Consider the following 24,405-nt stretch of genomic DNA (forward strand, 5'->3'; position numbering starts at 1 on the left):
GGGGCGCTCAGCCCTCCTCGGTGAGCTCGAGCACGCGGTCGACGTACGACGCGACCTCCTCGGGCGCGAGGCCGGTCGCGTAGACGTCGTAGCTCAGGCCGTCGCGCTCGGCGCGGCACTCGGCCTGGTAGTTCGCCGCGGGGACCTCGCCGCCGGTGGGCATGCCGGTGGTGGGGTCGGCTCCCTCCTGCCAGGCGACGGCGCAGCGGTGCCCGTCGATGGCGCGCAGCTCGTAATGCGAGCCGCCCTGCTGCTCGATCTTGAACGGGCCGCTCGGGATGACCAGGCCGGCGCCGCCCGAGCTGATCGTGACCGCGATCTGTGCCGGCGCCGCCTGCGCGTCGGACTGGCCCATCACCTTGGCGTCGACATAGGCGCGCACGCGCGCGGCGCCGTAGATGGCGGACAGGTCGCTCGACGCCTCGGTGTCGCCCGTCGCGGCGCGATCGCTGACCTGCTCGATCGCCTCGAGGTCGGCCGGGTCCGTGAGGCCGGCGTCCTCGGCGGTCACCGCGGACAGCGCGACCATGCGGTCGTCGAGCCGGTCCGGCAGGGTCGGGAGGTCGGCGGCGGTGGGCGCCGACGGGTCGTCGACGACCTTGGGGAGGCCGACACCGAAGCCCACGGCTCCGGCGAGGAGGAGGACGCCGGTGGTGGCGCCCACGACGGTGGATCGAGCGATCGGCATCGGGCCATCATGCCCGGTCGAGCTGAGAGCCGGCTGACCGGCCCGCCCCGAGCCGCCGGCGGCCACCGGAGACCACCGGTGGCTCACCGGCGGCTCAGCGGCCGCTCACAGGTCGGTGCCGTCGGCCAGCCGCACGTACTCCTGGCCCGCCGCCTCCAGGAACCGGCGGAACTGGGCGTCGGCGACCCCGAGTCCCTCCGGGGAGAAGACGCGGTCGTGGATGGCGACATTGCGGGCCGCGCCGACCCGGCGGGCGAAGTCGACGCCCTCGGAGACGCGCATCCACGGCGCGCACACCGGCGCGAGGAGTACGTCGACGGCGGCGTCCGGCGCGGTCAGCGCGTCGCCCGGGTGGAAGAGCGTCGTGTCCCCCGCGGTGAGGAGATAGCCGCTGTTGTGGAAGCGGGGCAGCTCGGGGTGGATCACGGCGTGCAGCTCACCCACCGCCCGGACGCCGATGCCGCCGATCGTCCAGGTCTCGTCCGGCGCGACCACGGTGACCCGCTCCGACAGGTCCGCGGCGCCCTCCCGGATCTGCGTCGCGACCGCGTCGATGGTGTAGATCGGGGCGTCCCCCGCACGCAGGAGGTCCGGCGCGTAGTGGTCGGGATGCTCGTGCGTGATCAGCACGGCGTCGACGCCCTCGACGGACTCCTGTTGGCTCCAGACCCCGGGGTCGACGACCAGCGTCGTCCCGCCGTGCTCGATCCGGACCGCGGAGTGACCGAACTTGGTGAGGCGCATGGCCCCACCGTAGTCCGGGCCCAGGCTCAGCCCGTCTGGTGGTGCACATAGCACCAGCGCCAGTCCTCGCCCGGCTCGACCGACCGCATCACCGCGTGCTGGGTGGCGCGGAAGTGGGCCGTGGCGTGGCGTCCGGGCGACGAGTCGCAACAGCCGACCTCCCCGCAGGACAGGCACATCCGCAGCGCCACCCATCGCGTGCCCTCCGCGAGGCAGGTGGCACAGGCGAGCTCCTCGGGCGGATCGCGGAAGGGCGCGGTGGCGAGGTGCTCGCAGCCGTCGGTCCGCTGCATCCGGCGGTCGGTGGTGCGCAGGTCGGCGCGCGCCTCCTCGGCGGCATCGAGCATGGACTCCTCGACGTCCAGCATCGCGAGCACCTCGCTCACGATCTCCGAGGGGACCGAGCCGGTGGACCGGATCTCCAGCACCCGCCGGCGCTCCGCCTCGATCATGTCGCCGCGCCAGCGGGCGTACAGGTCGCTCGGGCTCTCCTGCCCCTCGGTGGTGCCGAGACGCTCCCACGCCGCGAAGTTGCGCTGCTCGATGCGCTGCACGATGAGACTCCGCACGTCGTGCGGGTCGTCGCAGTCGGCGGCGAGCTCGTCGAGGCGATGGAGCCCCGCCTTCGCCGCCTGCTGGAGGAGGGTGGCGCGCGCGAGGGCGTCGTCGTGCGGATCGGGCCCCGCGACGTGGAGCCGGCGGGCCAGCAGCGGCAGCGTCGTGCCCTGGCCGAGCAGGGTGCCGGCGACGACCGTGAAGGCGATGATCAGCAGGACCTCGCGGTGCGGCGTGTCCTCGGGCACGGTGAACGCCGCGGCCAGCGTGACCACGCCGCGCATGCCCGCCCAGCCGATCAGGAACGAGCTGCGCCACAGCATCGGCTCCTCCCCCCGCGCCGCGTCGGCTCGCCGCAGGAGCAGACCGCTCGCCGCGAAGACCCAGACCAGCCGCAGCACGACACAGGCGGCGAACGCCGCCGCGCACGCCGTCGCTATCCGGGCGGCCGGGAACTCGCTCTCGCCGACCTCGCCGAGCAGCCAGTCGGCCTGGAGGCCGATGAGGAGGAAGACGGTGTTCTCCAGGACGTAGGCGATCGTGCGCCAGTTGGTGCGCTCGGCGATCCGCGACTGCGCCGACTGCAGCACCGGCGCGACGTGACCGAGGAGCAGGCCGGCGGTGACCACGGCGACCACGCCCGACGCGTGGACCTCCTCGGCGAGGATGTAGGACGCGAACGGGACCACCAGCGAGATCGCGGTGTCGAGCAAGGGGTCGGTGACCTTCTTGCGGATGAACCCGACCACCACGAAGGTGAGTCCCCCGACCGCCGCGCCACCACCGGCGGCGACGGCGAAGTCGAGCCCGACCTCCCACGCGGCGACCGTCGTACCCAGGGCGGCGATGGCGGTCCGCAGGGCCACCAGCGCGCTGGCGTCGTTGAGCAGCGACTCGCCCTCGAGGATCGTGACGACCCGTCGCGGCAGGCCGATCCGGCGGCCGATCGCCGTGGCGGCGACCGCGTCGGGCGGCGCGACGACCGCGCCGATCGCCAGCGCGAGCGGCCAGCTGATCTCGGGGATCACCAGCCGCACGACGGCCGCGACGCCGACCGTGGTGAACGCGACCAGGCCCACGGAGAGCAGCAGGATCGGCCGTCGGTTGGCGTTGAAGTCGACGAGCGAGGTGGTGACGGCAGCCGAGTAGAGCAACGGTGGGAGCAGGCCGAGGAGCACGACCTCGGGCTCGAGGTGCAGCTCCGGCACACCGGGGACGTACGACGCCGCGACGCCGACGACGACCAGGGTCAGCGGCGCCGGGATCTCGACCCGCTCGGACAGCGCGGTCACCGTCAGGACGACCACCGCGATGGCGACGAGCAGCAGCGCGATCTCCACGGGATCAGCCCCGATCCGTCGACGGGCGCCGCGTCGTCGGCGGCCAGCACTGGACCATGGCTCCATCCTCCTCGTTGGTGGCAAGCGCGCGGATCCGGCGGTCCAGCTCGCGGCGATCGGCGCGGCCGACAGCCGCCTCGATCACCTCGATGCCGCCGTTCGGGCTGGCCAGGGCCTGCTCGAGCTCCGGGCGCGAGGTGACCCGCAGGTGCGGGACCCGCGCCGCGGCGCACAGGCTCGCGAGGTCGTGACCGTGGGGGGTGCCGAAGAGCCGCTCGAACGACGCCGCGTGCGCGGGCGCGCCCTGCTCCAGCATCGAGAAGATGGCGCCCCCGTCGTCGTTCGGCACGACGATCGTCAGGTCCGGCCGCGGCTCCTCGGGGCCGAGCACGAGCGCGGTCTGGTCGTGGAGGAAGGTCAGATCGCCCATCAGGGCGAGACTGCGGGCCGACGCGCGCCGGCCCAGTGCGGCGCCCACGGCCGTGCTGATCGTGCCGTCGATGCCGGCGAGACCGCGGTTGGCGATCACCTTGCGGCGGGTGCCGACGGCCGGGGGGCGGACCATGATGTCGAGATCCCGGATCGGGCTCGAGGCGCCCGCGACGAGCAGGCCCCCGGCCGGGAGGGCGGCGTGCGTGGCCGCCGCGACGTCGTACGGCGTGAGGGCGGGCTGCTCCGCGAGGAGGCGGTCGACCCGGCGGCCGAGCTCGCGGTCCGCCGTGCGCCAGGCGTCGAGCCAGGCCGGGTCGTCGGGTCCCGCGCCCGCCCACGCGGGTGCCTCGACCGGGTGCGACCCCTCCGGGCGGACCGGCCACACGCCGCGCCCCGGCGCGACGAGGACCTCGACATCGGCGCGCTCCAGCAGCCGGGTCACCGGCCGGGACAGGGTCGGCCGCCCGAAGACCACGACCCGTTCGATCCGCGCACCGAGATCCGTCGCCAGGAGCAGTCGGTACGTGCGCAGCGCGTGGTCGCCGGTCCGCGCCCCGCTCGACGGCTCGGCCAGCAGCGGCCAGCCCGCCGCCTCCGCCAGCTGCCGCGCGGGCGGGCCGGCGTCGTCCCCCGCCACCACCACGGTCCGCGGCCCCTGCGGCAGCGGGGTTCCGCGCGATGGTCCCTGCCCAGAAGCACCGGATCGCGACGTGTCCCGGTGGTTGTGGGCAGGGACCATCGCGCGGGGCGCATCCGGCACGAGTGGGGTGTCGAGCTGCAGGTTGACGTGCACGACGGAGTCCGCCGGAGCGGGGACGGCGGCGAGCTCGGCGACCGTGGCTACGTCGTACGACGGGACGAGGGGACCGAAGATGCCCACCTGATCGGTCGTCTGGTTCGCGCCGGTGCCGCGCAGCCGCGCGGGCCGGTCGGCGGAGACGACGACCAGGCCGACCCCGGCATGGGCCGCCTCGAGGACGGCGGGGTGGAGGTTGGCGACGGCGGTCCCGGAGGTGGTCAGCACGGCCGCGCGCGCCCCGGTCTTCGTCAGGCCCAGCGCGAGGAAGCCGGCGGTGCGCTCGTCGATCCGGGTGTGCAGCCGGAGGGCGCCGGCCTCCGCGGCCGCCCACAGCGCCATCGCGGCGGGAGCGTTGCGGGAGCCGGGCGCGACGACAGCCTCGGTCACGCCGGCCCGCCGGAGCCGGTCGACGAGGGCCTCCGCGAGCGCGAACGAGCTGTCCGTCATGGACCCTGATCCTTCCGCACCGCCCGCGTCGCGCGTACCGCACGCACCTCCCGCACCGCGGCGAGGCGGGCCTCCCAGTACGCCACCCGCTCCGGATCGGCGGCGAGGGCGTCGAGCGACGCGTCGACCACCTGCGGCCGGGCGACGGGCAGCGCGCCGTCGACCGGCAGCAGGGGCGCATCCACCACATCGGCCGTCAGCAGCTGCACGGTCGCGAGTCCGCAGGCGTACGGGAGCTCCGGCAGCGCCGCGGCGAGGGCGACGCCCGCGGCGATCCCGACCGACGTCTCCAACGCGCTCGACGCCACCACCGGCAGTCCGATCCGCTCGGCGATCTCGAGACAGGCCCGGACACCGCCGAGCGGCTGCACCTTGAGCACCGCGATGTCGGCGGCCTCCAGCTCGCGCACCCGGTAGGGGTCCTCGGCGCGGCGGATCGACTCGTCCGCCGCGATCGGCACCCCCACCCGCCGCCGGACGAGGGCGAGCTCCTCGACGGTGGCGACCGGCTGCTCGACGTACTCCAGGCCCCCGGCGGCCCGGTCCAGCCGGCCGATCGCGGCGACGGCGGCATCGACCGACCAGCCGCCGTTGGCGTCGACGCGGATCCGGCCGCCGGGGCCCCCGGCGTCGAGGGCGTCGCGGACCGCCTCGAGCCGGGCGATCTCGTCGGAGAGGGACTGTCCCGGCTCGGCGACCTTCACCTTGGCGGTGCGGCAGCCACCGGCCAGGACGATCTCGCGGGCGCGCTCGGGGTCGACCGCGGGCACGGTCACGTTGACCGGGACCCGCCCGCGGACCGGCGCCGGCCAGTCGCCGGCGGCGGCCTCCTCGGCGCAGCGCAGCCAGGGCTCCGCGACCTCGGGCGGGTACTCCAGGAACGGGCTCCACTCCCCCCACCCGGCGGCGCCGGGCAGGAGCGCGACCTCGCGGACCGTGATCCCGCGGAAGCGGGTGCGCATCGGGACGGAGACGACCCTCATCCGGCACCGGCCTCGGTCGCCGCCCGCACCAGCGCCTGCCGGTCGGGCTTGCCGTTGGCGAGCAACGGAACGGCGTCGAGCCGGACGAGCTGGCGCGGCGCCCAGGCCCGAGGGTGCGCCTCGGCGACCCAGTCGCGCAGTTCGTCGAGGCCGACCGGGCCCACGACGAACGCGACGACCCGGCGCCCCCACTCCGGGTCCGGTACGCCGAGCACCTCCGCCGCCGCCACCGCCGGGTGCTGCCGCAGCCGCTCGGCGACGGCCGGTCCGGGGACGTTGAGCCCGCCCGTGACGATCACGTCGTCGACCCGCCCGAGGACGACCAGCCGGCCGTCCTCGTCGAGCCGCCCCGCGTCGGACGTCAGGAACCAGCCGCCGACGAGCGCCTCGGCGGTCAGGTCCGGCCGGCCGTCGTACCCGCTGAACAGGGTGGGCCCCGCGATCCGGATCCGGCCGCCCTCGCCCACCGCGACGGCGACGCCGTCGAGCGGCAGTCCGTCGTAGACGCAGCCGCCGGCGGTCTCCGCCGAGCCGTACGTCGCCACGACCCGCACGCCCGCCTCCGCCGCGCGCGCCCGCAGGCCGGCTCCGATCGGTCCGCCCCCCAGCAGCACGGTGTGCGCGCGCCGCAGGGCGGCGACATCGGCGGGATCGGCGAGCATCCGGGTCAGCTGGGTCGGCACCAGGGAGGCGAACCAGCCCTCGCCGGACGGCCAGCCGTCGCGCTCGAGCAGGGTCGGGGCGTGGCCCGCGACGAGCGAGCGGGCGATGACCTGCAGGCCCGCGACGTACGTCGGGGGCAGCGCGAGCACCCAGGGACCGGTCGCGCCCACGCGGGCCGCGGAGGCCTGGACGGAGGCCAGCACCGCGGCTCGGGCGAGCACCACCCGCTTCGGCGTCCCCGTCGACCCGGACGTCTCGACGACGAGGGGGACGTCGGCGTCCCCGGACAGCCAGCGCCGGGTCCGGTCGACGACCTCGTCGGGCCCGCCACGCACGGTCCAGGGATCCACCCGACAGACGCTATCGCCCGGCTCGTCGGCGGCGCGGCACGGACCGAGGCGAGGACGGGAACGCGGCCCGCACGCCACCCGACCGAGCGCGTCCGCGCGTCCGCCTGCTTGAATCGACGGCTATGGCCACAGCAGCGCACTGGATCGCGGGCGCCCGCGTCCGCACCCTCCCGGCGGCGGTCGCGCCGGTCGTCGTCGGCACCGCGGTCGCGATGTACGCCGACCGCGGCGTGTGGTGGAAGGCGCTGCTCGCCGCGGTGGTCAGCCTGGCCCTCCAGGTCGGCGTCAACTACGCCAACGACTACTCCGACGGGATCCGCGGCACCGACGACGAGCGGGTCGGCCCGCTGCGCCTGGTCGGGTCCGGGCTCGCCGGCCCGGCCGCCGTGAAGCGCGCGGCCTTCCTGTCCTTCGGCGTTGCCGGCGCGGCCGGCCTGGTGCTGGCCGCCACCACCTCCTGGTGGCTGCTCGTCGTCGGCGTGCTCAGCGTGCTGGCGGCCTGGTACTACACCGGGGGGGCCAGGCCCTACGGCTATCTCGGCCTCGGCGAGGTGATGGTGTTCGTGTTCTTCGGCCTGGTCGCGGTGGTCGGCACCACCTGGGTCCAGACCGAGTCCTGGGGCACTCCCGGGTGGGCCTCGGTCGCCGCCGGAGCCGGCGTCGGCGCGCTCGCCTGCGCGATCCTGGTCGCGAACAACCTCCGCGACATCCCCACCGACCGGGTCGCCGGCAAGCTGACCCTGGCCGTGCGGCTCGGCGATCGCCGTACCCGGGGCTTCTACGCCCTCCTCGTCGGCGGCTCGGCGACGGCCGTGCTGGTGCTGGCGGCCCTCACCACCTGGTGGGCACTGCTCGGCCTCGGCTTCCTGCTGCCCGCCGTCGTGGCCGCACGCGCCGTGCTCGGCGGGGCCCAGGGCCCGGCGCTCATCCCGGTGCTGCAGCGGACCGGCGTCGCCGAGCTGGCCTGGGCGGTGCTGGCCGGCGTCGGGCTCGTCGTCGGCTGAGGCTGCGTCTCTCACGCACCGGCCATCGCGGGAAAGCGACGCCGACGGAGCGCGGGAAGCGAGGAGCGAGGAACGAGCGAACCGCTCGCGCCCTCCAGCTCAGTCCTCGTCGTCCTCCTTGGACCGCATCTCCTCGTACTTGCGGGAGATCCGGTCCGCGCGCCCCTCGACCTTGGCGGCGAACGCGGAGCGCTGCCGCTCGAGCAGGACGTACGACGCGACGCCGCTGACGAGGAAGGCGATCACGATGGTCCACAGCACGTTGACCGAGTCGGCGACGAGCAACCACACACCGGCCACCAGGCAGAACGCGCCGATGAACAGGCCGGCCCGCAGGCCGGTGTAGATCCAGAACTCCTTCACTCCTCCAGCCTAGGTCGGAGCGGCCCGTCCACGGTCACCGGGACCCACCCCGAGGCAACCGGTCACCGCCTACCCTGGAGGTGTGAAGCTGTTGCTCGTCGTCCTCGTGTTCGCGGCGCTGACCTATCTCGCGGTCCGCTGGCTCCAGGACCGCGGCTACGGCGACCAGCCCGCCCGCCGGTCCTCCCCGCGCCCCCAGCCGCCGACCCGTCCGGTGGCGCCGGACGACGACGAGAGCTTCCTGCGCGACCTGGAGTGGCGGCGCCGGCAGCAGGAGCGGCACAAGGACCAGCCGCAGCCCCCGGACAACCCGGACGCCTGAGCCGGCCGGCCGACGGTTCGCCTGCCGAATTCGCCCTCAGAACCGGGGTTCTGCGACAGATCCGGTCGTTGCGTCGACCACCCGCTCGGCGGCGTACGAGTGCTGGCTGGTGGTCGAGAAGTAGTTGATCCCGATGAAGTTGAACCACAGCGTGGCCATTCCGACGAGGGCGAGCATCGCGGCCTTGCGGCCCTTCCAGCCGGCCGTGGCGCGGGCGTGGAGGTAACCGGCGTAGACGACCCAGGTGATGAACGCCCACACCTCCTTGGGGTCCCAGTTCCAGTAGCGCGACCAGGCCTCGTGCGCCCAGATCGGCCCGGTGATGAGGACCGCGAAGGTCCACACGGGGAACGCGAACGCGTGCACCCGGTAGGCCAGGCGGTCGAGGGCGTCGAGCTCGGGGACGCGGGCCAGCCAACCGCCGAGCTCGGTGCCCGCGGCGGTGGCGCGACGCTGGGCACGCATCCGGACGAGGTAGACGATCGAGACGATGCCGCCGAGCGTGAAGGCGCCGGTGGCGATCACCGCGGAGACGACGTGGATGACCAGCCACGGCGAGTTGAGCGACTCGGTCAGCGGCGCGACCGCGTCGTAGAGCCAGATCACGGCCACCATGAGCGTGGCGACGACGAAGCCGACGACGAGCGGACCCATCCAGCCGAGCGAGAACCTCTTGTAGAGCACCAGGTAGAGCAGCGCGACGACGAAGGTGCCGGAGAGCGTGAACTCGTACATGTTGCCCCACGGCACCCGGTTGGGGTCGGCGGCCATGCCGCGCGCGACCAGGCCCACGAAGTGGGCCGCGCAGGCGATCGCGGTCAGCAGCAGCCCCAGCCGGCCGAGGAAGGCCACCCGCTCGCCGCGCCGCGCCGGCGCCGCCGTGTCCGCCGCACCCTCGTCGTCCGGCGTCGCGTCCTCCGCGCCGCCCGCACGGACCAGGACCCGCTCCGCGGCGGGCTGGCGCAGCGCCGCCCACTCCGCCAGGTAGACCACCAGGGCGACGAAGTAGACGATGCCGGCCGCCCCGATGGCCTGGTTGCTCAGCGTCTCCCACGCGGTGTTGCTCACGACTGCCTCACGATCTCGGATGCCTCCTGGAGCTGCGACACGACGGCGGTCAGGATCTCGTCCATCTCACCGTTGCCGGAGCGATCGAGTACGGCGACCTCGACGCGAGTGCCGCCGGTTCCGTCCATTGTGCCTGCGCCCGACGCCCCGGGGTCACCAGGGTCGCCGGGGCCGAGCGGGACCGCCCGCACCCACACCCGGCGCGGTCGGATGAACAGCGAGCCGCACAGGCCGATGAGCGCCAGGATCACGCCGAGCAGCGCGACCTCCTTGCCGGGCGTCTGGCTGATCTGCACCCGGATCCAGGGGTCGACGCGCTCGAAGGTGACCGAGCCGAGGCCGTCGGGCAGGGTGACGGTGTCGCCGATCTGCAGGTCGATGCGCAGCGGCTTGCCGTCCGCCTGGGTGATCGGTGTCGCCTTGGCCTTGTCGAGGACGTAGACCGACTGCGACCGGCCGTCGTCGAGGCCGAGGTCGCCGGTGTAGGCGAGCATCGACAGGGTCGGGTTGAGGTCGTCGCCGAAGACCGTGACCGGGTTGCCGTCGACCATCTCGAAGGTCGGGAAGAACAGCCCGTCCAGCCCGATCTGCCCCGGCTTCGCCGTCGGGACCTTCACGACGCCGTACGACAGGAAGCTAGCGTCGCGCGGCAGGAACACCGTGGGACCGGTGTGGACGACCTGTCCGGTGCCGTCCCTGACCGTGATGACCGGGGCGTAGCCGTGGCCGATGAGGAAGACGTCGGTGCCGTTCAGCTCGAGGGGGTGGTTGACCCTCAGGCCGTACTCCTTGGGCTCGCCGTCGCCGACCTGGTAGGTCAGTGCCGCCTCGAACTTGCGGGCCTGGCCGAAGCGCGGGCCCTCCTTGAGCCAGTCGATGGAGAAGTCGTCGACGCTGAAGCGGAAGTTCGCCAGCTGGCTCTGCCGGAACAGGCCGCCGGGCTTGAAGTCGTCGTACTGCGTGAGGTTGTTGCTGAAGGTCTTGCCCTGCACGATGATCACGCCGCCCTGGTAGCCCCACAGGCCGCCCATGGCGACCCCGGCGAGCACGATCAGCAGCGACAGGTGGAAGACCAGGTTGCCGGCCTCGCGGAGGTAGCCCCGCTCGGCGGCGACGTAGTCGTCCCCGTCGCCCCTCACCCGGATCCGGTGCCGGCGGCCGAGCACGGTGCGCGCCCGCTCGAGCACCTCCGCCGGGGCCAGGTCGGTCGTGTACGACGCCTGCACCGGCATCCGGCTCAGGTTGCGCGGCGCCGGCGGAGGCTGGGCCCGCAACGCGCGGTAGTAGACGAACAGCCGCGGGATGATGCAGCCGACGAGCGAGAGCACCAGCAGCAGGTAGATCGCGGAGAACCACGGCGAGCTGTAGACGGAGAACAGGTCGAGCTTCTCGTAGATCGGAGTGAGCTTCGGGTGCTCCTCCTTCCACCGGGTGACGGCCAGCGAGTCGACGTCGGCCTGGGGGATCACCGAGCCGGGGATGGCCGCTAGCGCGAGGAGGAGCAGCAGGAGCAGCGCCGTCCGCATCGACGTGATCTGCCGCCACGCCCACCGCAGCAGCTCGCGGGCGGTCAGCTCACCGGGGCGTCGCGCGGGGTCGGGACGTCGGGTGGTCATACGGAGACCTCGAAGTTCTGGACCAGCTGGATCTGCAGCCACTGCACCAGCTCGGCCCACCAGCCGGTGAGCATGAGGAGGCCGATCAGGATGAGGAAGGCCCCGCCGATCCGCGCGACCCACTTCTGGTGGCGGCGGACGAATCCGGTGAGGGCGAGGGTACGGCGGTAGGCCAGCCCGGCGACGATGAACGGGATGCCGAGCCCCAGGGCGTAGCACAGCGAGAGCAGGGCGCCGCGCATGGCCGTGGCGTCGACGTAGGTCAGGTTGACGATGACGCCGTAGGTCGGCCCGACGCAGGGCGACCAGCCGATCGCGAACAGCGCACCGATCACCGGCGCGGCGCCCAGGCCGACCGCCGGGATCCGGTGGACCCGCAGGTCGCGCTGCAGCCACGGGAGCGCGCCGGCGAAGACGAGCCCGAGGACGATCAGGATCGCCCCGAGTCCCATCTGGATCTCGTCGTCCCAGCGCCGCAACGAGCGTCCGACCGACCCGAAGGCGGCGCCCATGAGCACGAAGACGACGGCGAAGCCGAGCACGAAGAGCACGGAGCCCAGCAGCATGCGGCCCCGTCGCCGGCCGACCTCACCGGAGACGATGTCGGCGCCCGAGAGGCCGGTCGCGTAGGAGAGATAGCCCGGCAGCAGCGGGAGCACGCACGGGGAGAAGAAGGAGACGAGGCCCACGAAGACGGCGATGGGCACCGCGAGCCCGAGCGAGCCGGCGACGGCCTGCTCCTGGAACCACTCAACCATCGGTCTCCGCCAGGGTGTCCTCGACCAGCGCCGTCAGCGTCGTCTTCGACGGGATGGCCCCGTTGATGAGCGCGGCCACGCGGCCCTCGCGGTCGAGGACGAGCGTCGCCGGGGGCGCGTAGGGCGCGTAGCGCCCCATGTCGAGCAGGGTCTCGCTGCCGGGGTCGTAGAGCGACGGGTAGTCGACGCCCCGGTCCCGTTCGAACGCCGCCGCCGTCTCGGCGGCGAGGTCGCGGATGTTGATGCCGACGAAGGCCACCTGGTCGGGCTGCTCCTCGGCCAGTTCCTTGTCGGCGTCGACGAGCATCGGCATCTCGGTGCGGCACGGGCCGCAACCGGACCACCACACGTTGAGGACCACGACCTTGCCCCGCAGGTCGGTGACGTCCAGCGGCTCGCCCTGCACCGTCGTACCGCTGATGTCGAGCGGATCCTCGCGGTCGCCCTCGTCGACGAGGACGACCTTGCCGTCTCCGGAGATGTAGTCGAGATCGCCCGTCCCGCCGATCGTGGAGCAGGCGGAGGCCGAGACGACCACGCCGGCCAGGACCGCGGCGGCGAACACGCGTCTCATGCCGAGGGCGTCCCCTCGGGCCGGTTCTCCTCGGGCGCGTCGCCGGCCGAGAACGGCGCCGCGATGTCACCGGTCGGGATGAGGTCGATCGCCGGCTCGGCGTACGAGATCTCGACCAGCTCCTCCCCCGCGAACCCGAACGACGTGATCGAGCACAGCGTGCACTGGCGCTTGCGCGGGTCGTGGAGGAAGGAGCGCTTCTCCGCCGCGAGCCGCGTCGTCCAGATCGGGAGCTGGTGGGAGACGAGGACGGCCTCGTGGCCCGCGGCATCCCGGCGCGCGTCGTGGACCGCGGCCATCATCCGCTCGACGATCGCCCGGTAGGGCTCGCCCCATGACGGTCGGAACGGGTTGTAGAGGTGGCGCCACAGCAGCGGGTTGCGCAGGGCGTTGTTGCCGCGCCCGAAGGTCATCCCCTCGAACCGGTTCTCCGACTCGATGACCCGTGCCTCGCGCCCGACCTCGAGGCCGAGGGCCGCCGCCAGCGGCGCGGCGGTCTCCTGCGCGCGCTCCAGCGGGGAGGACCGGAGGACGGTGATGTCGTTGCCCTTGAGCGCCTCGGCGACCCGGTCGGCCATGGCGCGGCCGCGGTCGGAGAGATGGAAGCCGTCGCGCCGGCCGTAGAGGATGCCCTCGGGGTTGTGGACCTCGCCGTGGCGGACGAGGTGGACGATCGTGTCGGGCGTGCTCATCGGATCGCCTCCGCCGCCGCGCGGGCCGCCGTGGGCAGCGCGTCGAGGACCTGCTGGACGGCGCGGTCGTCGTGGGACGAGGAGACGAACCAGGCCTCGAACGCCGACGGCGGCAGGTGCACCCCCTGGTCGAGCATCGCGTGGAAGAGGGCCGCGTACGCCGGCACGCTGGTGCCCTGCGCCTGCGCGAAGTCCGTCACCGGGTCGGCGGTGAGGAACACCGAGAACATCGACCCGGTCGACTGGATGACGTGCGGCAGCCCGGCCGCGGCGAAGGACTCCGCGATCCCGGCCCGCAGGGCGTCGGCGACGACGTCGAGGCGGGCGTAGACGTCGTCGGTCGCGGCGGTCAGCGTCGCGAGGCCGGCGGCGGTGGCGACCGGGTTCCCGGCGAGCGTGCCGGCCTGGTAGACGGGGCCCTCGGGGGCGAGGTGGGCCATCACGTCCGCGCGGCCGCCGAACGCCGCGGCGGGGAAGCCGCCGCCCATCACCTTGCCGAACGTCATCAGGTCGGGGACCCATCCCTCGACGGCGCCGTCGGTGCCCCACTGACCCGCCTTCGAGACCCGGAAGCCGGTCATCACCTCGTCGCTGACGAACAGCGCGCCATGGGACCGGCAGGTCTCGGCGAGGAACCGGTTGAAGCCCGGCGCCGGCGGGACCACGCCCATGTTGCCCGGGGCCGCCTCGGTGATCAGGCAGGCGATCCGGTCGCCGTGCTCGGCGAACGCCGCGGTCACCGCCTCGCGGTCGTTGTAGGGCAGCACGAGGGTGAGCTCGGTGGAGCTCGCGGGCACGCCCGGCGTACCGGGGATGGAGAAGGTCGTCAGCCCCGAGCCCGCCGCGGCGAGCAGCGAGTCGACGTGGCCGTGATAGCAGCCGGCGAACTTGACGACCACGTCGCGGCCGGTGAACCCGCGGGCGAGCCGGATCGCCGACATGGTCGCCTCGGTGCCCGAGGAGACCAGGCGCAGCCGCTCGACCGGCGTGCGGGCGACGATCGCCTCGACGAGCGCCACCTCGCCCTCCGTCGGCGTGCCGTACGACGTCCCGCGGCTCACGGCCGCCTGGACCGCCTCGACGACCGCCGGGTGCCCGTGGCCGAGCAGCATCGGGCCCCAGGAGCAGATCAGGTCGACGTACTCGTTGCCGTCGACGTCGGTCAGCCACGGCCCGGTCGCCGACCGGATGAAGCGGGGCGTGCCGCCGACCGCGTTGAACGCTCGCACCGGGGAGTTGACGCCGCCGGGGGTCACCCCACGCGCCCGGGCGAAGAGGGCCTCGGAGCTGGATGTCGGAAGTGCGGACACCGCGCCATTGTCGCCGATGGGTCCCAACGACCCGTCATCGCCGTCGGTCTTCGTGCGTCGGGCCCATAGCACGTCCACCGAGTTGTGCGCGGGATCATGTGACACCCGTAACGTCGGTGTGTCACGATTCGTTGACTCAGTGCACAGGTGGGCACTGAGGGAGAGCCCACGCGACGGGGCCACTCGTGGCCAGGGGAGAGAGTCAGGACATGTCGAGGAAGCGTCTGGGGCGACTGCAGCGCGTCGCCACCATCATCCCGCTCGCTCTGCTGTCGGCGGCCTGGACCGCGTCGGTCGCGGGCATCGGTGGCGTCGGCTCGCCCGTTCAGGCGGCCGAGACGCCCGGCCAGGTGACCGACGGCACCAGCGTGCCCGAGGAGTCGATCGACGACCCGGCGAGCCTCTCCGACCCGTCCGCCGTCGAGGGCCTCGAGGACGGCAACGAGGCGGGCATCGTCTCCGCCGCGTCGACCAACGCGATCCCCGCCGCCGCGCTCGCGGCCTACCAGCGCGCCGAGACGGTCATCAACTCGGCCGACGAGTCCTGCAACATCACCTGGCAGCTCATCGCCGCGATCGGCCGGGTGGAGTCCAACCACGGCCGCGTCGGCGGCAACGTCCTCGACAACGACGGCGTCGCCACCCCCGGCATCTACGGCCCGGCGCTCGACGGCCAGAACGGCGTCAAGGCGATCTCCGACACCGACGCGGGCGTCTACGACAACGACACCCAGTGGGACCGCGCGGTCGGCCCGATGCAGTTCATCCCGTCGACCTGGCAGGTCGTGGGCGTCGACGCCGACGACGACGCGGCCCGCAACCCGCAGGACATCGACGACGCGGCCCTCGCTGCCGCGGTCTACCTCTGCTCCGGCGACGGCGACCTCTCCACGGTGGTCGGCCAGCGCGCCGCGGTCTACCGCTACAACCACAGCCAGGCCTACGTCGACCTGGTCCTCAAGATCATGAACGCCTACCTCGAGGGCGACTTCACCTCGGTCCCCAACAACGCGACCGCCGCGGGCTATGTGGTGCCGGAGCCGCCGAGCTTCGACGTCCGCAGCCCCGGCGCGATCAAGAAGGACAAGGGCTCGAAGGGCTCGACGACCACGGGGACGCCCAGCGCCGACCCGACCACCGGCGCGACCGGCGGCACCGGCGGCGGGAACACCGGTGGCGGCGGCAGCACGGGTGGCGGCAACACCGGTGGCGGCGGCAAGGGCGACGGCGGTGGCGGCGGTGGCGGCGTCGCACCCACCCTCCCGGCCCCGCTCGACGATGTCGTCACGGGCGTCGACGAGGGCGTCGGCGCGGTCACCTCGAACCTGATCAGCGGCGTCCTCGGCCTGCTCACCAAGCAGGAGGCGGCCACCGCCTGCCAGCAGGAGTTCCCCAAGCTCACCCAGACGGTGCAGCTGCTCAACTGCCTGCTGAGCTACGGCCTCAAGACGCCGTAGTCACCCCGCACGACCCGCAAGAGCCCCGGACCCTGCCCCCCAGCCCGGGGCTCTTGCCGTTCCGCGGTCCGAGCGCAGCGAGGACCGGGCGGCGAGCTCGATATCCGACCCGCTCGGCCCCAACGGCTGGGTCTTGCCGCGAGGCGGACGGTGGACCTACGCGACTCGACCGCGTGGCCGGCAGCGGGGCGGACGGCGGCGCAGCCGCATCGAGCGACGCCCGCGGTCCGAGCGCAGCGAGGACCGGGCGGCGAGCTCGATATCCGACCCGCTCGGCCTAGACAAGCAGCTCTGCGGCCTCCGTGGCCCAGTAGGTGAGGATGATGTCGGCGCCGGCGCGGCGGATCGAGGTGAGCGTCTCGAGGATCGCGGGCTCCCGGTCGATCCAGCCGTGGGCGGCGGCGGCCTCGAGCATGGAGTACTCACCCGAGATGTTGTACGCCGCTGTCGGCACACCGAGCTCGGACGCGGCGTCGGCCACGCGGCGCAGCACGTCGAGGTAGGCCAGGGCCGGCTTCACCATGACGGCGTCGGCGCCCTCCTCGATGTCGAGCAGCGCCTCCCGGACGCCCTCGCCGGCGTCCCGGCGGCCGTCCTGCTGGTAGGTGCGGCGGTCGCCCTGCAGCGCGCTGTCGACGGCCTCGCGGAAGGGGCCGAAGAAGGCGGAGGCGTACTTCGCCGAGTAGGCGAGGATCCCGGTGTCGGTGAACCCGGCGCGGTCGAGGGCGTCGCGGACGACGGCGACCTGGCCGTCCATCATGCCGCTGGGGCCGACCATGCCGGCACCCGCGCGCGCCTGGACGACGGCCATGTCGGCGTACCGCTCCAAGGTGGCATCGTTGTCGACCCGACCGGTCGCGTCGAGCACGCCGCAGTGGCCGTGGTCGGTGAACTCGTCGAGGCACAGGTCGCCCATCACGACCAGCGCGTCGCCGACCTCCTCGACGATGTCGGCGATGGCGACGTTGAGGATCCCGTCGGGGTCGGTCGCGCCGGTGCCGGTGGCGTCCTTGGTCTCCGGTACGCCGAACAGCATGATGCCGCGCAGCCCGGCCTCGGCCGCCTCGACCGCCGCCCGCCGTAGCGAGTCGCGGGTGTGCTGCACGACGCCCGGCATCGAGCTGATCGGGATCGGCTCGGTCGCACCCTCCCGGACGAAGGCCGGGAGCACCAGCTGGCTGGGGCGCAGGGTGCTCCCGGCCACGAGGTCCCGCATGGCCGCCGTGGTCCGCAGGCGCCGGGGTCGGACGATCGGACGCAGGATCTCGTTCATCGCGGTCCCGGCGACATCGTGCGGCGGAGGAGCGCGGCGGCGGAGGCGCGGAGCTTCGTGGGGTGATTCACCTCCCCATTGTCGCGCAGGCCCCTCGGCGCGGGCTCAGCGCCAGCGGGCGAGCCACTGGGTGGCGCCGGGGATCGGCTCCTGGGGGCTGCCCGCCGCGCCGACGGGCGTGTCCCACAGGAGGTAGCCCTCCGGTGTCGGTCCGCCGAGCCCGTAGGACGAGTTGGCGTCGGACACGCGCGCGAACCTCCCGCTGTCGGGCTCGTAGACGAACGTCCCGGCCCGGCCGCGGTGGTAGGAGCTCACCTTCACCACACCGCCGGTCACCCAGCCGCTGATGCCGTCGTCCTGGATCGTGGCGACCAGGTCGCCGTCCGTCGTGAGGATCTGGATCCGGTCGTCGCGGCCGTTGTCGTAGGTGCCGCAGTACTGGCTGAGCACGATCCGGTCGTCGAGCGCCCCGAAGCCGAGCAGGTTGCACCGCTCCCCCGACCGCGGGTCGAAGTCCCGCTCGGCACCGGTGGCCAGGTCGCGGACATGGATCCGGTCGTTCCTGCCGTTGGTCCGGGCGCTCCAGACCATCGCGTCGTCGGTGAACGCGACGGCGCCGACCCGCAGCCCCTCGTCGCGTACGTCGGCCGGGTCCGTCGGCGACACCGACCACAGGTCGTAGGTGTCGCCCTCCGCGCCCGCGTCGTCCGCCTCGCCGTCGGGCCCCATCGGCCAGCCGCCGGGCGGCGGCGCGCCCTCCGTCGCCGGCGCGCCGACGTACAGCCGGCCGTCGGGACCCATCACCGGGCTCCGGAGCCCGGTGATGTCGGGCAGTCCGGGCCAGGTGACGGTCGACCAGGAACGCGTCGAGCGATCGTAGACGTGCGCCTGGAGCCGGCCCTTCAGATCGGCGCCGTCGCCGGCCCGGGTGGAGGTCAGCACCAGCCGGTCGGCGCCGAGCTCGGCCGGCCAGACCTGGTCGGCGAAGCCCATCGGCGGCAGCCAGTCCTTCTCGCCCGTGGCGGGGTCGAGCAGGGCGTAGCGGATCTTGTTGCGCGCACCGTGCGGGCCGTCGCGGAACAGGATCAGCCCGTCGTCGGTGACGCCGTCGTAGTACTGCCCGTTCGCCGCGTCGAGGTCCTCGTTGGTGTAGCTCGTCAGGAGGTCGTAGTCGGCCCCCTCCTTCGCCTGCCGCGCGTCGGAGAGCCGGACCACCGGCCCCTCGGGGCGGGGTACGACGCTCGCGGCCGGCGCGTCCCGGCCGTCCGTGCCCTGCTGCACCAGGCTGCCGGCGGCCACCACCCCGATCACCGCGACGGCGAGACCACCAGCGAGCCCGGCCCGGCGGCGGCGTACCCGCTGCCGGCCGCCGGTGAGCACCGCGGCCAGGTCGATGTCGTCGGCCGGCGGGGTCGCCGCCGCCTCGCGCAGCAGGGCCCGCATCTCGTTCACCATGTCATCTCCACGGTCAGCTCCACGGTCGTCACCACTTTCCGGCTCCCAGGGTCAGCTCGCCCAACGACGAGTCCTCGAACACGGAGCGGAGCCGGTCCAGCGCACGCGCGGTCTGGCTCTTGACGGTGCCCTCGCTGCAGCCCAGCGCCCGCGCGGTGTCGGCGACGCTGAGGTCGTCGAAGTACCGCAGCACCACGCACGCCCGCTGCCGCGGCGGCAGCTCGTCCATCACCTGCAGCAGGGTCGCGCGGGCGCTCACCAGCTCGGCCACGTCGATGCCGTCCGGACGCTGGGGATCGGCCTCCACGACCAGCTCGGTGCTCGAGCGCCGTCGGGAATGGTCGAGTACGACGCTCACCAGGGCCTTGCGTGCATAGGCGTACTCACGCCCGGCCCGGGTCAGCCGGGGCCAGGCGACGTACACCCGGATCAGCGCGTCCTGGACGTGGTCCGCCGCCCGGTCCCAGTCGCCGCACAGCAGGTACGCCGTGCGGCGCAGCCGGTCGCGCGCCCCTCGGGCGAAGGCGACGAACTCGTCCTCGTCACGCATCGGTCATCCGCTCCATGACCGCCTCAACGCAGTGACCACCCGTCCAGGTTGCACGGATTCGCCGACCCGGCGCAGATTGAACAACGAGACACGCCGACCCGGCGCGGATTGAACACAAAGACTTCAATCTGCGCCGGGTCGGCGTTGTCTGCGATTCAATCTGCGCCGGGTCAGGCCTTCTTGCGACGCGACGACGGCTTCCGGTCGCTGGGCTTGGTGACCGGCTCGCCGGCCTCCAGCATCGCGACCCGGCGGCTGGCGCCGAAGCCGGCGAGTGCCTCGACGAGCAGCTCGACGTCCGGCTTGGGGGCCAGGACGTCGACGCGCAGGCCGTGCTCCTCGGCGGTCTTGGCCGTGGCGGGACCGATCACCGCGATGATCGTCGACGGGTGCGGCTTGCCGGCGATGCCGACCAGGTTGCGCACGGTCGAGGACGACGTGAACACGACCGCGTCGAACTTGCCGGTCTTGATCGCGTCGCGGGTCGGCGCCGGCGGCGGGGCCGCCCGCACGGTGCGGTACGCCGTGACGTCGTCGCACTCCCAGCCGAGGTCGATCAGGCCGGCGACGAGGTTCTCGGTCGCGATGTCCGCGCGCGGCAGGAAGACCCGGTTGATGGGGTCGAGCTGCTCGTCGTACTCCGGCCAGTCCTCGAGGAGCCCGGCGGCGGACTGCTCGCCCGACGGGACGAGGTCGGCGCGCAGACCCCAGTCGGCGATCGCCTGGGCGGTCTTGTCGCCGACGGCGGCGATCTTGAGCCCGGAGAAGGCACGCGCGTCGAGGCCGTACTCCTCGAACTTCTCCCGCACCGCCTTCACGGCGTTGACCGAGGTGAACGCGATCCACTCGTAGCGACCCTCGACGAGACCGCGGACGGCCTTGTCCATCTGCTGCGGGTTGCGCGGCGGCTCGACGGAGATCGTCGGGACCTCCTCCGGCACGCCGCCGAACTCGCGGATCCGCTCCGACAGCGACGCGGACTGCTCCTTGGTGCGCGGCACCAGCACCCGCCAGCCGAACAGCGGCTTGGTCTCGAACCACGAGAGCTTCTCACGCAGGTCGACGACGGCGCCGATCACGGTGATCGCCGGCGGGGAGATCCGGGCCGCGCGGGCGTCGGCAGCGATCCGCTCGAGGGTCGAGGTGATCGTCTGCTGCTCGGTCGTGGTGCCGACCCGCGTCATCGCGACCGGGGTCTGCGGGGAGCGGCCGATCGCGATCAGCTGCTTGGCGATGTCGCCGATCTGGCCGACGGCCGAGAGCAGCACCAGGGTCGGCGTGTCGGCGTACCGCGTCCAGTCGACCTTCTCGCCGCAGGTGACCACGGCCATCTCCCGGTGGTCCTTGGTGGTCAGCGGGATGCCGGCGTACGCCGGGACGGCGCCCACCGACGAGACGCCCGGGACGACCTCGAACGCGAGGTTCGCCTTGGCCACCGCCTGGGCCTCCTCGGGCCCGGAGGCGTAGAGGAACGGGTCTCCGCCGAGCAGTCGGACCACCCGCAGGCCGCGCTTGGCCTGCTTCACGACGACCTTCGCGCGCGCGGCGTGGGTGAGGGGCTGGCCGTCCTCGCCGAAGCCGCCGTCGACGATCTCCGGCTCGGCGACGGGCTCGTCACCGACCCGCTCCGCCCGGGCCCGCACCACCGCGACCAGGTCGGCGTGGCGGGGCTCCTCGGTGATGACGACGTCCGCGTCCTGGATCAGCCGGACGGCACGCACGGTCAGCAGGTCGGGGTCGCCGGGACCGGTGCCGACGAAGGCCGTGAATCCGGGGCCTCCGGGGTGGACCTGGGCGGCGGCGGGAGTCGAAGCAGCCTTCTTGGCTGGCGTGGCTCGCGTCATGGGTTGGGCACCTCTGCAGATCGTGCGGACGGGTGGGCGTTCGAGTCGGTGGAGCGGTTGAGCTGGGCCATCAGCTCGGCGGCGCCGTCGGCCAGCATCTCGGCGCCGAGGTCGTCGCCGAGCCGGGCGGCGGTGCCGGGCCAGGACGCCGGGTCGGCCGCCAGGGCGACCGAGGCGGAGCGGCGTACGGCGAGGGCTCCGTCCTCGGAGAGGATCACCGCGCGCAGCCACAGCTCGGGCCCCTCGTCGCCCTCGGCGATCTCGGCGAGGGCGCCGATCGGCGCGGTGCAACCGCCCTCAAGCGTGGCCATGAGGCGGCGCTCCGCGGTGACGGCGGCACGGGTGGCACCGTCGTCGAGCCGGGCGAGCAGCGCCAGGGTGGCACTGTCGTCGCTGCGGCACTCCACGGCCAGGGCCCCTTGGCCCGGAGCGGGGAGGACACGCAGCGGGTCGAGCACCTCGGTGACCTCGTCGAGCCGGCCGAGGCGGGCCAGGCCGGCCCGGGCGAGCACCACGGCGTCGTACACCCCCTCGCGGATGCGTCCGATCCGGGTGTCGACGTTGCCGCGGACACCGACCAGGTCGATGCCGAGGCCGAGCGCCTCCAGCTGGGCGACCCGGCGAGGCGACCCGGTGGCGACCCTGCTGCCGGGCGGCAGCTCGCCGAGGGTGAGTCCGTCGCGGGCGACGAGGACGTCGCGCGGGTCCTCCCGCGGGGGTACGGCGGCCAGCGTGATGCCCTCGGTGGCGTAGGTCGGGACGTCCTTGAGCGAGTGGACGGCGACGTCGACCTCGCCCGCGAGCAGCGCGTCGCGCAGGGCGCTGACGAAGACTCCGGTCGAGGAGCCGCCGGCGAGCGGGATGCCGGTGGCCTGGCTGCGGTCGCCGTCGGTGGTGATCTCGACGAGCTCGGCGGCGGTGCCGAGGTCCGCGAGCGCCGATGCGACGTGCCCGCACTGGGTGGTCGCGAGGGCGCTGCGGCGGGTGCCGATGCGCAGGGGTGCGGTGACGCTCATGACCGGCCCTCCTCGCCGACGACGGGACGGGTGACGGCGTCGACCGCGTCGGGGTCGAGCGCGAAGAGCTCGGCCAGCGCGGCGGCGTACGAGACGGCGCCCTGCTCGTTGGCGAGCTCCTTGACCCGGACGGTCGGCTCGTGGAGCAGCTTGTCGGCCACCCGGCGCACGGTCTGGCGGATCTCGTCGCGGGTCGCGTCGTCGAGCTGGGGCAGCCGGCCCTCGAGGCGGGTCATCTCCGCGTCGACGACGTTGGTGGCCATCGAGCGGAGCGCGACGACGGTCGGCGTGACGCTGGCCTGGCGGCGGGCGGCGAGGAAGGCGGTGACCTCCTCGCCGAGGATCCGGCGTACCTCCTGGACCTCGCGGCCGGTGACGCCGCCGTGGAGCAGCTCGGCGAGCTCGGCGAGGCCGACCAGGCGCACACCGGGCAGGTCGGCGACGTCGGGGGCGATGTCGTGCGGCAGGGCGAGGTCGATCAGGGCGACCGGGCGCTCGGTGTCGCGGACCCGCTCCACCAGCGCGCGGTCGATGATCGTGCCGGAGGATCCGGTGCAGCTGATCACGATGTCGGCGCGGGCCAGCTCGTCGCCGAGGTCGGCGAGGCGGACGGCCTCGCCGGAGTACTGCACGGCGAGCCGCACGGCCCGGTCGACGGACCGGTTGACGATGGAGAGCCGCCCGGCGCCCAGGCGGCTGGCGGTCGCGGTCGCGAGCCCGGCCATCGCCCCGGCCCCGACCACGACGACGTGCTTGCCCTCGACCGGGCCGACGACGCCGGCTGTCTCGTCGAGCGCGGCACTGACGAGGGTCGGCGCGACCTGGTCGATCTCGGTCTCGGCACGGGTGCGCTTGCCGACCCGCAGGGCCTGCTGGAAGAGCAGGTTGAGGGCGGGCCCGACGGTACCGAGCTCCTGGCCGCGGCGCAGCGCCTCGCGCGTCTGGCCGAGGATCTGGCCCTCGCCCACGGCCATCGAGTCGAGCCCGGCCGCCACCTGGAAGAGGTGGGAGATCGCACCGTCGTCGTAGTGGACGTAGAGGTGCGGGAGCATGGCCTCGGTCGACTCGCCGGCTCGGTCGACCAGCAGGCGCGAGATCTGCTCGATGCTGCCGTGGAAGCGCTCGACCTCGGTGTAGATCTCCAGCCGGTTGCAGGTGGCGATGACCGTCGCCTCGCTCACGTGCTCGCACGACGCGGCGTCGGCGATCAGCTTCTGGACGCCGTCGTGGTCGAGTGCGACCCGCTCGAGCAGGGCCACCGGCGCGGAGTTGTGGGAGATGCCCACGACCAGCACGCTCATCGACGTCCTCGCTTCGCTTCGGAAGTCGATGAGGTGCAGGACGCGCGGCGTGACATGGCTCGCTCGCTTCGCTCGCTCACGCCGCGCCTCCCCCGGTCTCGACCGCGGCCGCGGCGTCGGCGCCGTTGGCCTTGCGCTGCTCGTGGTAGGCGAGGATCTGCAGCTCGATCGACAGGTCGACCTTGCGCACGTCGACGCCCTCGGGCACGGCCACGACGGCGGGCGCGAAGTTGAGGATGCTGGTGATGCCCATCGCGACCATCCGGTCGGCGACGTCCTGGGCGGCGACCGCCGGGGTGGCGATCACGCCGATGGCGACGTCGTGCTCGCGGACGATCTCCTCGAGGTCGGCGAAGGGCCGGACGACGACGCCCGCGACGCTCTGCCCCACGACCGACTCGTCGGCGTCGAGGAGCGCGACCACCCGGAAGCCGCGGCTGCGGAAGCCGGAGTAGTTGGCGAGGGCGTGACCGAGGTTGCCGATGCCGACGATGACGACCGGCCAGTCCTGGGTGACCCCGATCTCACGGGCGATCTGGTAGCGGAGGTAGTCGACGTCGTACCCGACCCCGCGGGTCCCGTAGCTGCCGAGGTAGGACAGGTCCTTGCGCAGCTTGGCGCTGTTGACGCCCGCGGCGGTCGCGAGGTCCTCGCTCGAGCAGGTGCGGATCCCGTTGTCGGCCAGCGCCGTCAGCGCCCGCAGGTAGACAGGCAGGCGGGCGACCGTGGCCTCCGGGATGACCCGGGCGGCATCCGTCGAACTACGTGTGGTCACAGCTCCACTTTCCAGCCGCTCTACCG

The 24,405-nt window shown here is 73.5% G+C and carries 23 protein-coding genes; 3 read left to right on the forward strand and 20 right to left on the reverse strand.

The genetic code is table 11. The features are described 5' to 3' along the window. Positions 1–7 precede the first annotated feature (7 nt). The 6 genes from ACPZVR_RS07615 to ACPZVR_RS07640 all read right to left on the reverse strand — a co-directional run bounded on the left by ACPZVR_RS07615 (position 8) and on the right by ACPZVR_RS07640 (position 7,001). Positions 8–688 (reverse strand): hypothetical protein, encoded by a 681-nt coding sequence (locus ACPZVR_RS07615; protein WP_436698973.1) that lies wholly within the window; start codon positions 686–688, stop codon positions 8–10. Positions 689–793: 105 nt separating this feature from the next. Next, a complete protein-coding gene (locus tag ACPZVR_RS07620; RefSeq protein WP_436698974.1) occupies positions 794–1,432 on the reverse strand; it encodes an MBL fold metallo-hydrolase in 639 nt (212 codons plus the stop codon). Positions 1,433–1,458: 26 nt separating this feature from the next. Continuing rightward, complete coding sequence (locus ACPZVR_RS07625) at positions 1,459–3,327, reverse strand: cation:proton antiporter domain-containing protein (protein WP_436698975.1); 1,869 nt, start codon at positions 3,325–3,327, stop codon at positions 1,459–1,461. 4 nt (positions 3,328–3,331) lie between these two features. Then, complete coding sequence (menD, locus tag ACPZVR_RS07630) at positions 3,332–5,005, reverse strand: 2-succinyl-5-enolpyruvyl-6-hydroxy-3-cyclohexene-1-carboxylic-acid synthase (protein WP_436698976.1); 1,674 nt, start codon at positions 5,003–5,005, stop codon at positions 3,332–3,334. Next, positions 5,002–5,988, reverse strand: coding sequence for an o-succinylbenzoate synthase (locus ACPZVR_RS07635; RefSeq protein WP_436698977.1), 987 nt, complete (start codon positions 5,986–5,988; stop codon positions 5,002–5,004). Before ACPZVR_RS07635 ends, menD begins: the two co-directional genes overlap by 4 nt. Continuing rightward, complete coding sequence (locus ACPZVR_RS07640) at positions 5,985–7,001, reverse strand: AMP-binding protein (protein WP_436698978.1); 1,017 nt, start codon at positions 6,999–7,001, stop codon at positions 5,985–5,987. Before ACPZVR_RS07640 ends, ACPZVR_RS07635 begins: the two co-directional genes overlap by 4 nt. 122 nt (positions 7,002–7,123) lie before the next feature. Here ACPZVR_RS07640 and ACPZVR_RS07645 point away from each other — a divergent pair, with 122 nt between their 5' ends. Continuing rightward, positions 7,124–8,005, forward strand: a complete 882-nt coding sequence (locus ACPZVR_RS07645; protein WP_436698979.1) for a 1,4-dihydroxy-2-naphthoate polyprenyltransferase — start codon at positions 7,124–7,126, stop codon at positions 8,003–8,005. 99 nt (positions 8,006–8,104) lie between these two features. On the opposite strand, the gene ACPZVR_RS07650 is transcribed toward ACPZVR_RS07645, so the two are convergent. Beyond that, positions 8,105–8,368 carry a DUF4229 domain-containing protein gene (locus ACPZVR_RS07650; protein ID WP_436698980.1) on the reverse strand — a complete coding sequence of 88 codons (264 nt, stop codon included), beginning with the start codon at positions 8,366–8,368 and terminating at the stop codon, positions 8,105–8,107. A gap of 82 nt (positions 8,369–8,450) precedes the next feature. On the opposite strand from ACPZVR_RS07650, the gene ACPZVR_RS07655 reads away from it, so the two are divergent. Beyond that, entirely contained in the window at positions 8,451–8,690 is a 240-nt protein-coding gene (locus tag ACPZVR_RS07655; RefSeq protein WP_436698981.1) for a hypothetical protein, read from the forward strand. Between the two features lie 36 nt (positions 8,691–8,726). Here the strand turns inward: ACPZVR_RS07655 and ccsB are convergent, their stop codons facing one another. Genes ccsB through hemL form a run of 6 tightly spaced genes read right to left on the reverse strand, consistent with a single transcriptional unit; the run spans position 8,727 to position 14,708 of the window. After that, entirely contained in the window at positions 8,727–9,758 is a 1,032-nt protein-coding gene (gene ccsB, locus ACPZVR_RS07660) for a c-type cytochrome biogenesis protein CcsB (protein WP_436698982.1), read from the reverse strand. Next, complete coding sequence (resB, locus tag ACPZVR_RS07665) at positions 9,755–11,374, reverse strand: cytochrome c biogenesis protein ResB (protein ID WP_436698983.1); 1,620 nt, start codon at positions 11,372–11,374, stop codon at positions 9,755–9,757. The genes ccsB and resB overlap by 4 nt, the downstream gene beginning before the upstream one ends. Then, positions 11,371–12,132 (reverse strand): cytochrome c biogenesis CcdA family protein, encoded by a 762-nt coding sequence (locus tag ACPZVR_RS07670; protein WP_436698984.1) that lies wholly within the window; start codon positions 12,130–12,132, stop codon positions 11,371–11,373. Before ACPZVR_RS07670 ends, resB begins: the two co-directional genes overlap by 4 nt. Next, positions 12,125–12,706, reverse strand: coding sequence for a TlpA disulfide reductase family protein (locus ACPZVR_RS07675; protein WP_436698985.1), 582 nt, complete (start codon positions 12,704–12,706; stop codon positions 12,125–12,127). Before ACPZVR_RS07675 ends, ACPZVR_RS07670 begins: the two co-directional genes overlap by 8 nt. Further along, a complete protein-coding gene (locus ACPZVR_RS07680; RefSeq protein ID WP_436698986.1) occupies positions 12,703–13,398 on the reverse strand; it encodes a histidine phosphatase family protein in 696 nt (231 codons plus the stop codon). The genes ACPZVR_RS07675 and ACPZVR_RS07680 overlap by 4 nt, the downstream gene beginning before the upstream one ends. After that, the gene (gene hemL, locus ACPZVR_RS07685; protein ID WP_436698987.1) at positions 13,395–14,708 is read right to left on the reverse strand and encodes a glutamate-1-semialdehyde 2,1-aminomutase; all 1,314 of its coding nucleotides are present in this window, start codon (positions 14,706–14,708) and stop codon (positions 13,395–13,397) included. Before hemL ends, ACPZVR_RS07680 begins: the two co-directional genes overlap by 4 nt. 209 nt (positions 14,709–14,917) lie before the next feature. Here hemL and ACPZVR_RS07690 point away from each other — a divergent pair, with 209 nt between their 5' ends. Next, entirely contained in the window at positions 14,918–16,165 is a 1,248-nt protein-coding gene (locus ACPZVR_RS07690) for a lytic transglycosylase domain-containing protein (RefSeq protein WP_436698988.1), read from the forward strand. A 277-nt stretch (positions 16,166–16,442) separates the two neighbouring features. On the opposite strand, the gene hemB is transcribed toward ACPZVR_RS07690, so the two are convergent. The 7 genes from hemB to ACPZVR_RS07725 all read right to left on the reverse strand — a co-directional run bounded on the left by hemB (position 16,443) and on the right by ACPZVR_RS07725 (position 24,379). Further along, complete coding sequence (gene hemB / locus ACPZVR_RS07695) at positions 16,443–17,438, reverse strand: porphobilinogen synthase (protein WP_436698989.1); 996 nt, start codon at positions 17,436–17,438, stop codon at positions 16,443–16,445. A gap of 105 nt (positions 17,439–17,543) precedes the next feature. Beyond that, positions 17,544–18,893, reverse strand: a complete 1,350-nt coding sequence (locus tag ACPZVR_RS07700) for a hypothetical protein (protein ID WP_436698990.1) — start codon at positions 18,891–18,893, stop codon at positions 17,544–17,546. 28 nt (positions 18,894–18,921) lie between these two features. Next, positions 18,922–19,443, reverse strand: coding sequence for a SigE family RNA polymerase sigma factor (locus ACPZVR_RS07705; protein WP_436698991.1), 522 nt, complete (start codon positions 19,441–19,443; stop codon positions 18,922–18,924). A gap of 170 nt (positions 19,444–19,613) precedes the next feature. After that, the gene (locus ACPZVR_RS07710) at positions 19,614–21,287 is read right to left on the reverse strand and encodes a bifunctional uroporphyrinogen-III C-methyltransferase/uroporphyrinogen-III synthase (protein WP_436698992.1); all 1,674 of its coding nucleotides are present in this window, start codon (positions 21,285–21,287) and stop codon (positions 19,614–19,616) included. Beyond that, complete coding sequence (gene hemC, locus ACPZVR_RS07715) at positions 21,284–22,303, reverse strand: hydroxymethylbilane synthase (RefSeq protein WP_436698993.1); 1,020 nt, start codon at positions 22,301–22,303, stop codon at positions 21,284–21,286. Before hemC ends, ACPZVR_RS07710 begins: the two co-directional genes overlap by 4 nt. Beyond that, the gene (locus ACPZVR_RS07720) at positions 22,300–23,604 is read right to left on the reverse strand and encodes a glutamyl-tRNA reductase (protein ID WP_436698994.1); all 1,305 of its coding nucleotides are present in this window, start codon (positions 23,602–23,604) and stop codon (positions 22,300–22,302) included. The genes hemC and ACPZVR_RS07720 overlap by 4 nt, the downstream gene beginning before the upstream one ends. A gap of 76 nt (positions 23,605–23,680) precedes the next feature. Then, the gene (locus ACPZVR_RS07725; RefSeq protein ID WP_436698995.1) at positions 23,681–24,379 is read right to left on the reverse strand and encodes a redox-sensing transcriptional repressor Rex; all 699 of its coding nucleotides are present in this window, start codon (positions 24,377–24,379) and stop codon (positions 23,681–23,683) included. Between the last annotated feature and the right edge of the window lie 26 nt (positions 24,380–24,405).

The sequence above is a fragment of the Nocardioides segetis genome (genome assembly GCF_051390595.1).
Taxonomy (GTDB): Bacteria; Actinomycetota; Actinomycetes; order Propionibacteriales; family Nocardioidaceae; genus Nocardioides.

Coding starts and splice junctions, on each gene's coding strand:
- ACPZVR_RS07615 (WP_436698973.1), bottom strand. CDS start 688: ATGCCGATCGCTCGATCCACCGTCGTGGGCGCCACCACCGGCGTCCTC.
- ACPZVR_RS07620 (WP_436698974.1), bottom strand. CDS start 1,432: ATGCGCCTCACCAAGTTCGGTCACTCCGCGGTCCGGATCGAGCACGGC.
- menD (WP_436698976.1), bottom strand. CDS start 5,005: ATGACGGACAGCTCGTTCGCGCTCGCGGAGGCCCTCGTCGACCGGCTC.
- ACPZVR_RS07635 (WP_436698977.1), bottom strand. CDS start 5,988: ATGAGGGTCGTCTCCGTCCCGATGCGCACCCGCTTCCGCGGGATCACG.
- ACPZVR_RS07645 (WP_436698979.1), top strand. CDS start 7,124: ATGGCCACAGCAGCGCACTGGATCGCGGGCGCCCGCGTCCGCACCCTC.
- resB (WP_436698983.1), bottom strand. CDS start 11,374: ATGACCACCCGACGTCCCGACCCCGCGCGACGCCCCGGTGAGCTGACC.
- ACPZVR_RS07670 (WP_436698984.1), bottom strand. CDS start 12,132: ATGGTTGAGTGGTTCCAGGAGCAGGCCGTCGCCGGCTCGCTCGGGCTC.
- ACPZVR_RS07675 (WP_436698985.1), bottom strand. CDS start 12,706: ATGAGACGCGTGTTCGCCGCCGCGGTCCTGGCCGGCGTGGTCGTCTCG.
- ACPZVR_RS07680 (WP_436698986.1), bottom strand. CDS start 13,398: ATGAGCACGCCCGACACGATCGTCCACCTCGTCCGCCACGGCGAGGTC.
- ACPZVR_RS07690 (WP_436698988.1), top strand. CDS start 14,918: ATGTCGAGGAAGCGTCTGGGGCGACTGCAGCGCGTCGCCACCATCATC.
- hemB (WP_436698989.1), bottom strand. CDS start 17,438: ATGAACGAGATCCTGCGTCCGATCGTCCGACCCCGGCGCCTGCGGACC.
- ACPZVR_RS07700 (WP_436698990.1), bottom strand. CDS start 18,893: ATGGTGAACGAGATGCGGGCCCTGCTGCGCGAGGCGGCGGCGACCCCG.
- ACPZVR_RS07705 (WP_436698991.1), bottom strand. CDS start 19,443: ATGCGTGACGAGGACGAGTTCGTCGCCTTCGCCCGAGGGGCGCGCGAC.
- ACPZVR_RS07710 (WP_436698992.1), bottom strand. CDS start 21,287: ATGACGCGAGCCACGCCAGCCAAGAAGGCTGCTTCGACTCCCGCCGCC.
- hemC (WP_436698993.1), bottom strand. CDS start 22,303: ATGAGCGTCACCGCACCCCTGCGCATCGGCACCCGCCGCAGCGCCCTC.
- ACPZVR_RS07720 (WP_436698994.1), bottom strand. CDS start 23,604: ATGAGCGTGCTGGTCGTGGGCATCTCCCACAACTCCGCGCCGGTGGCC.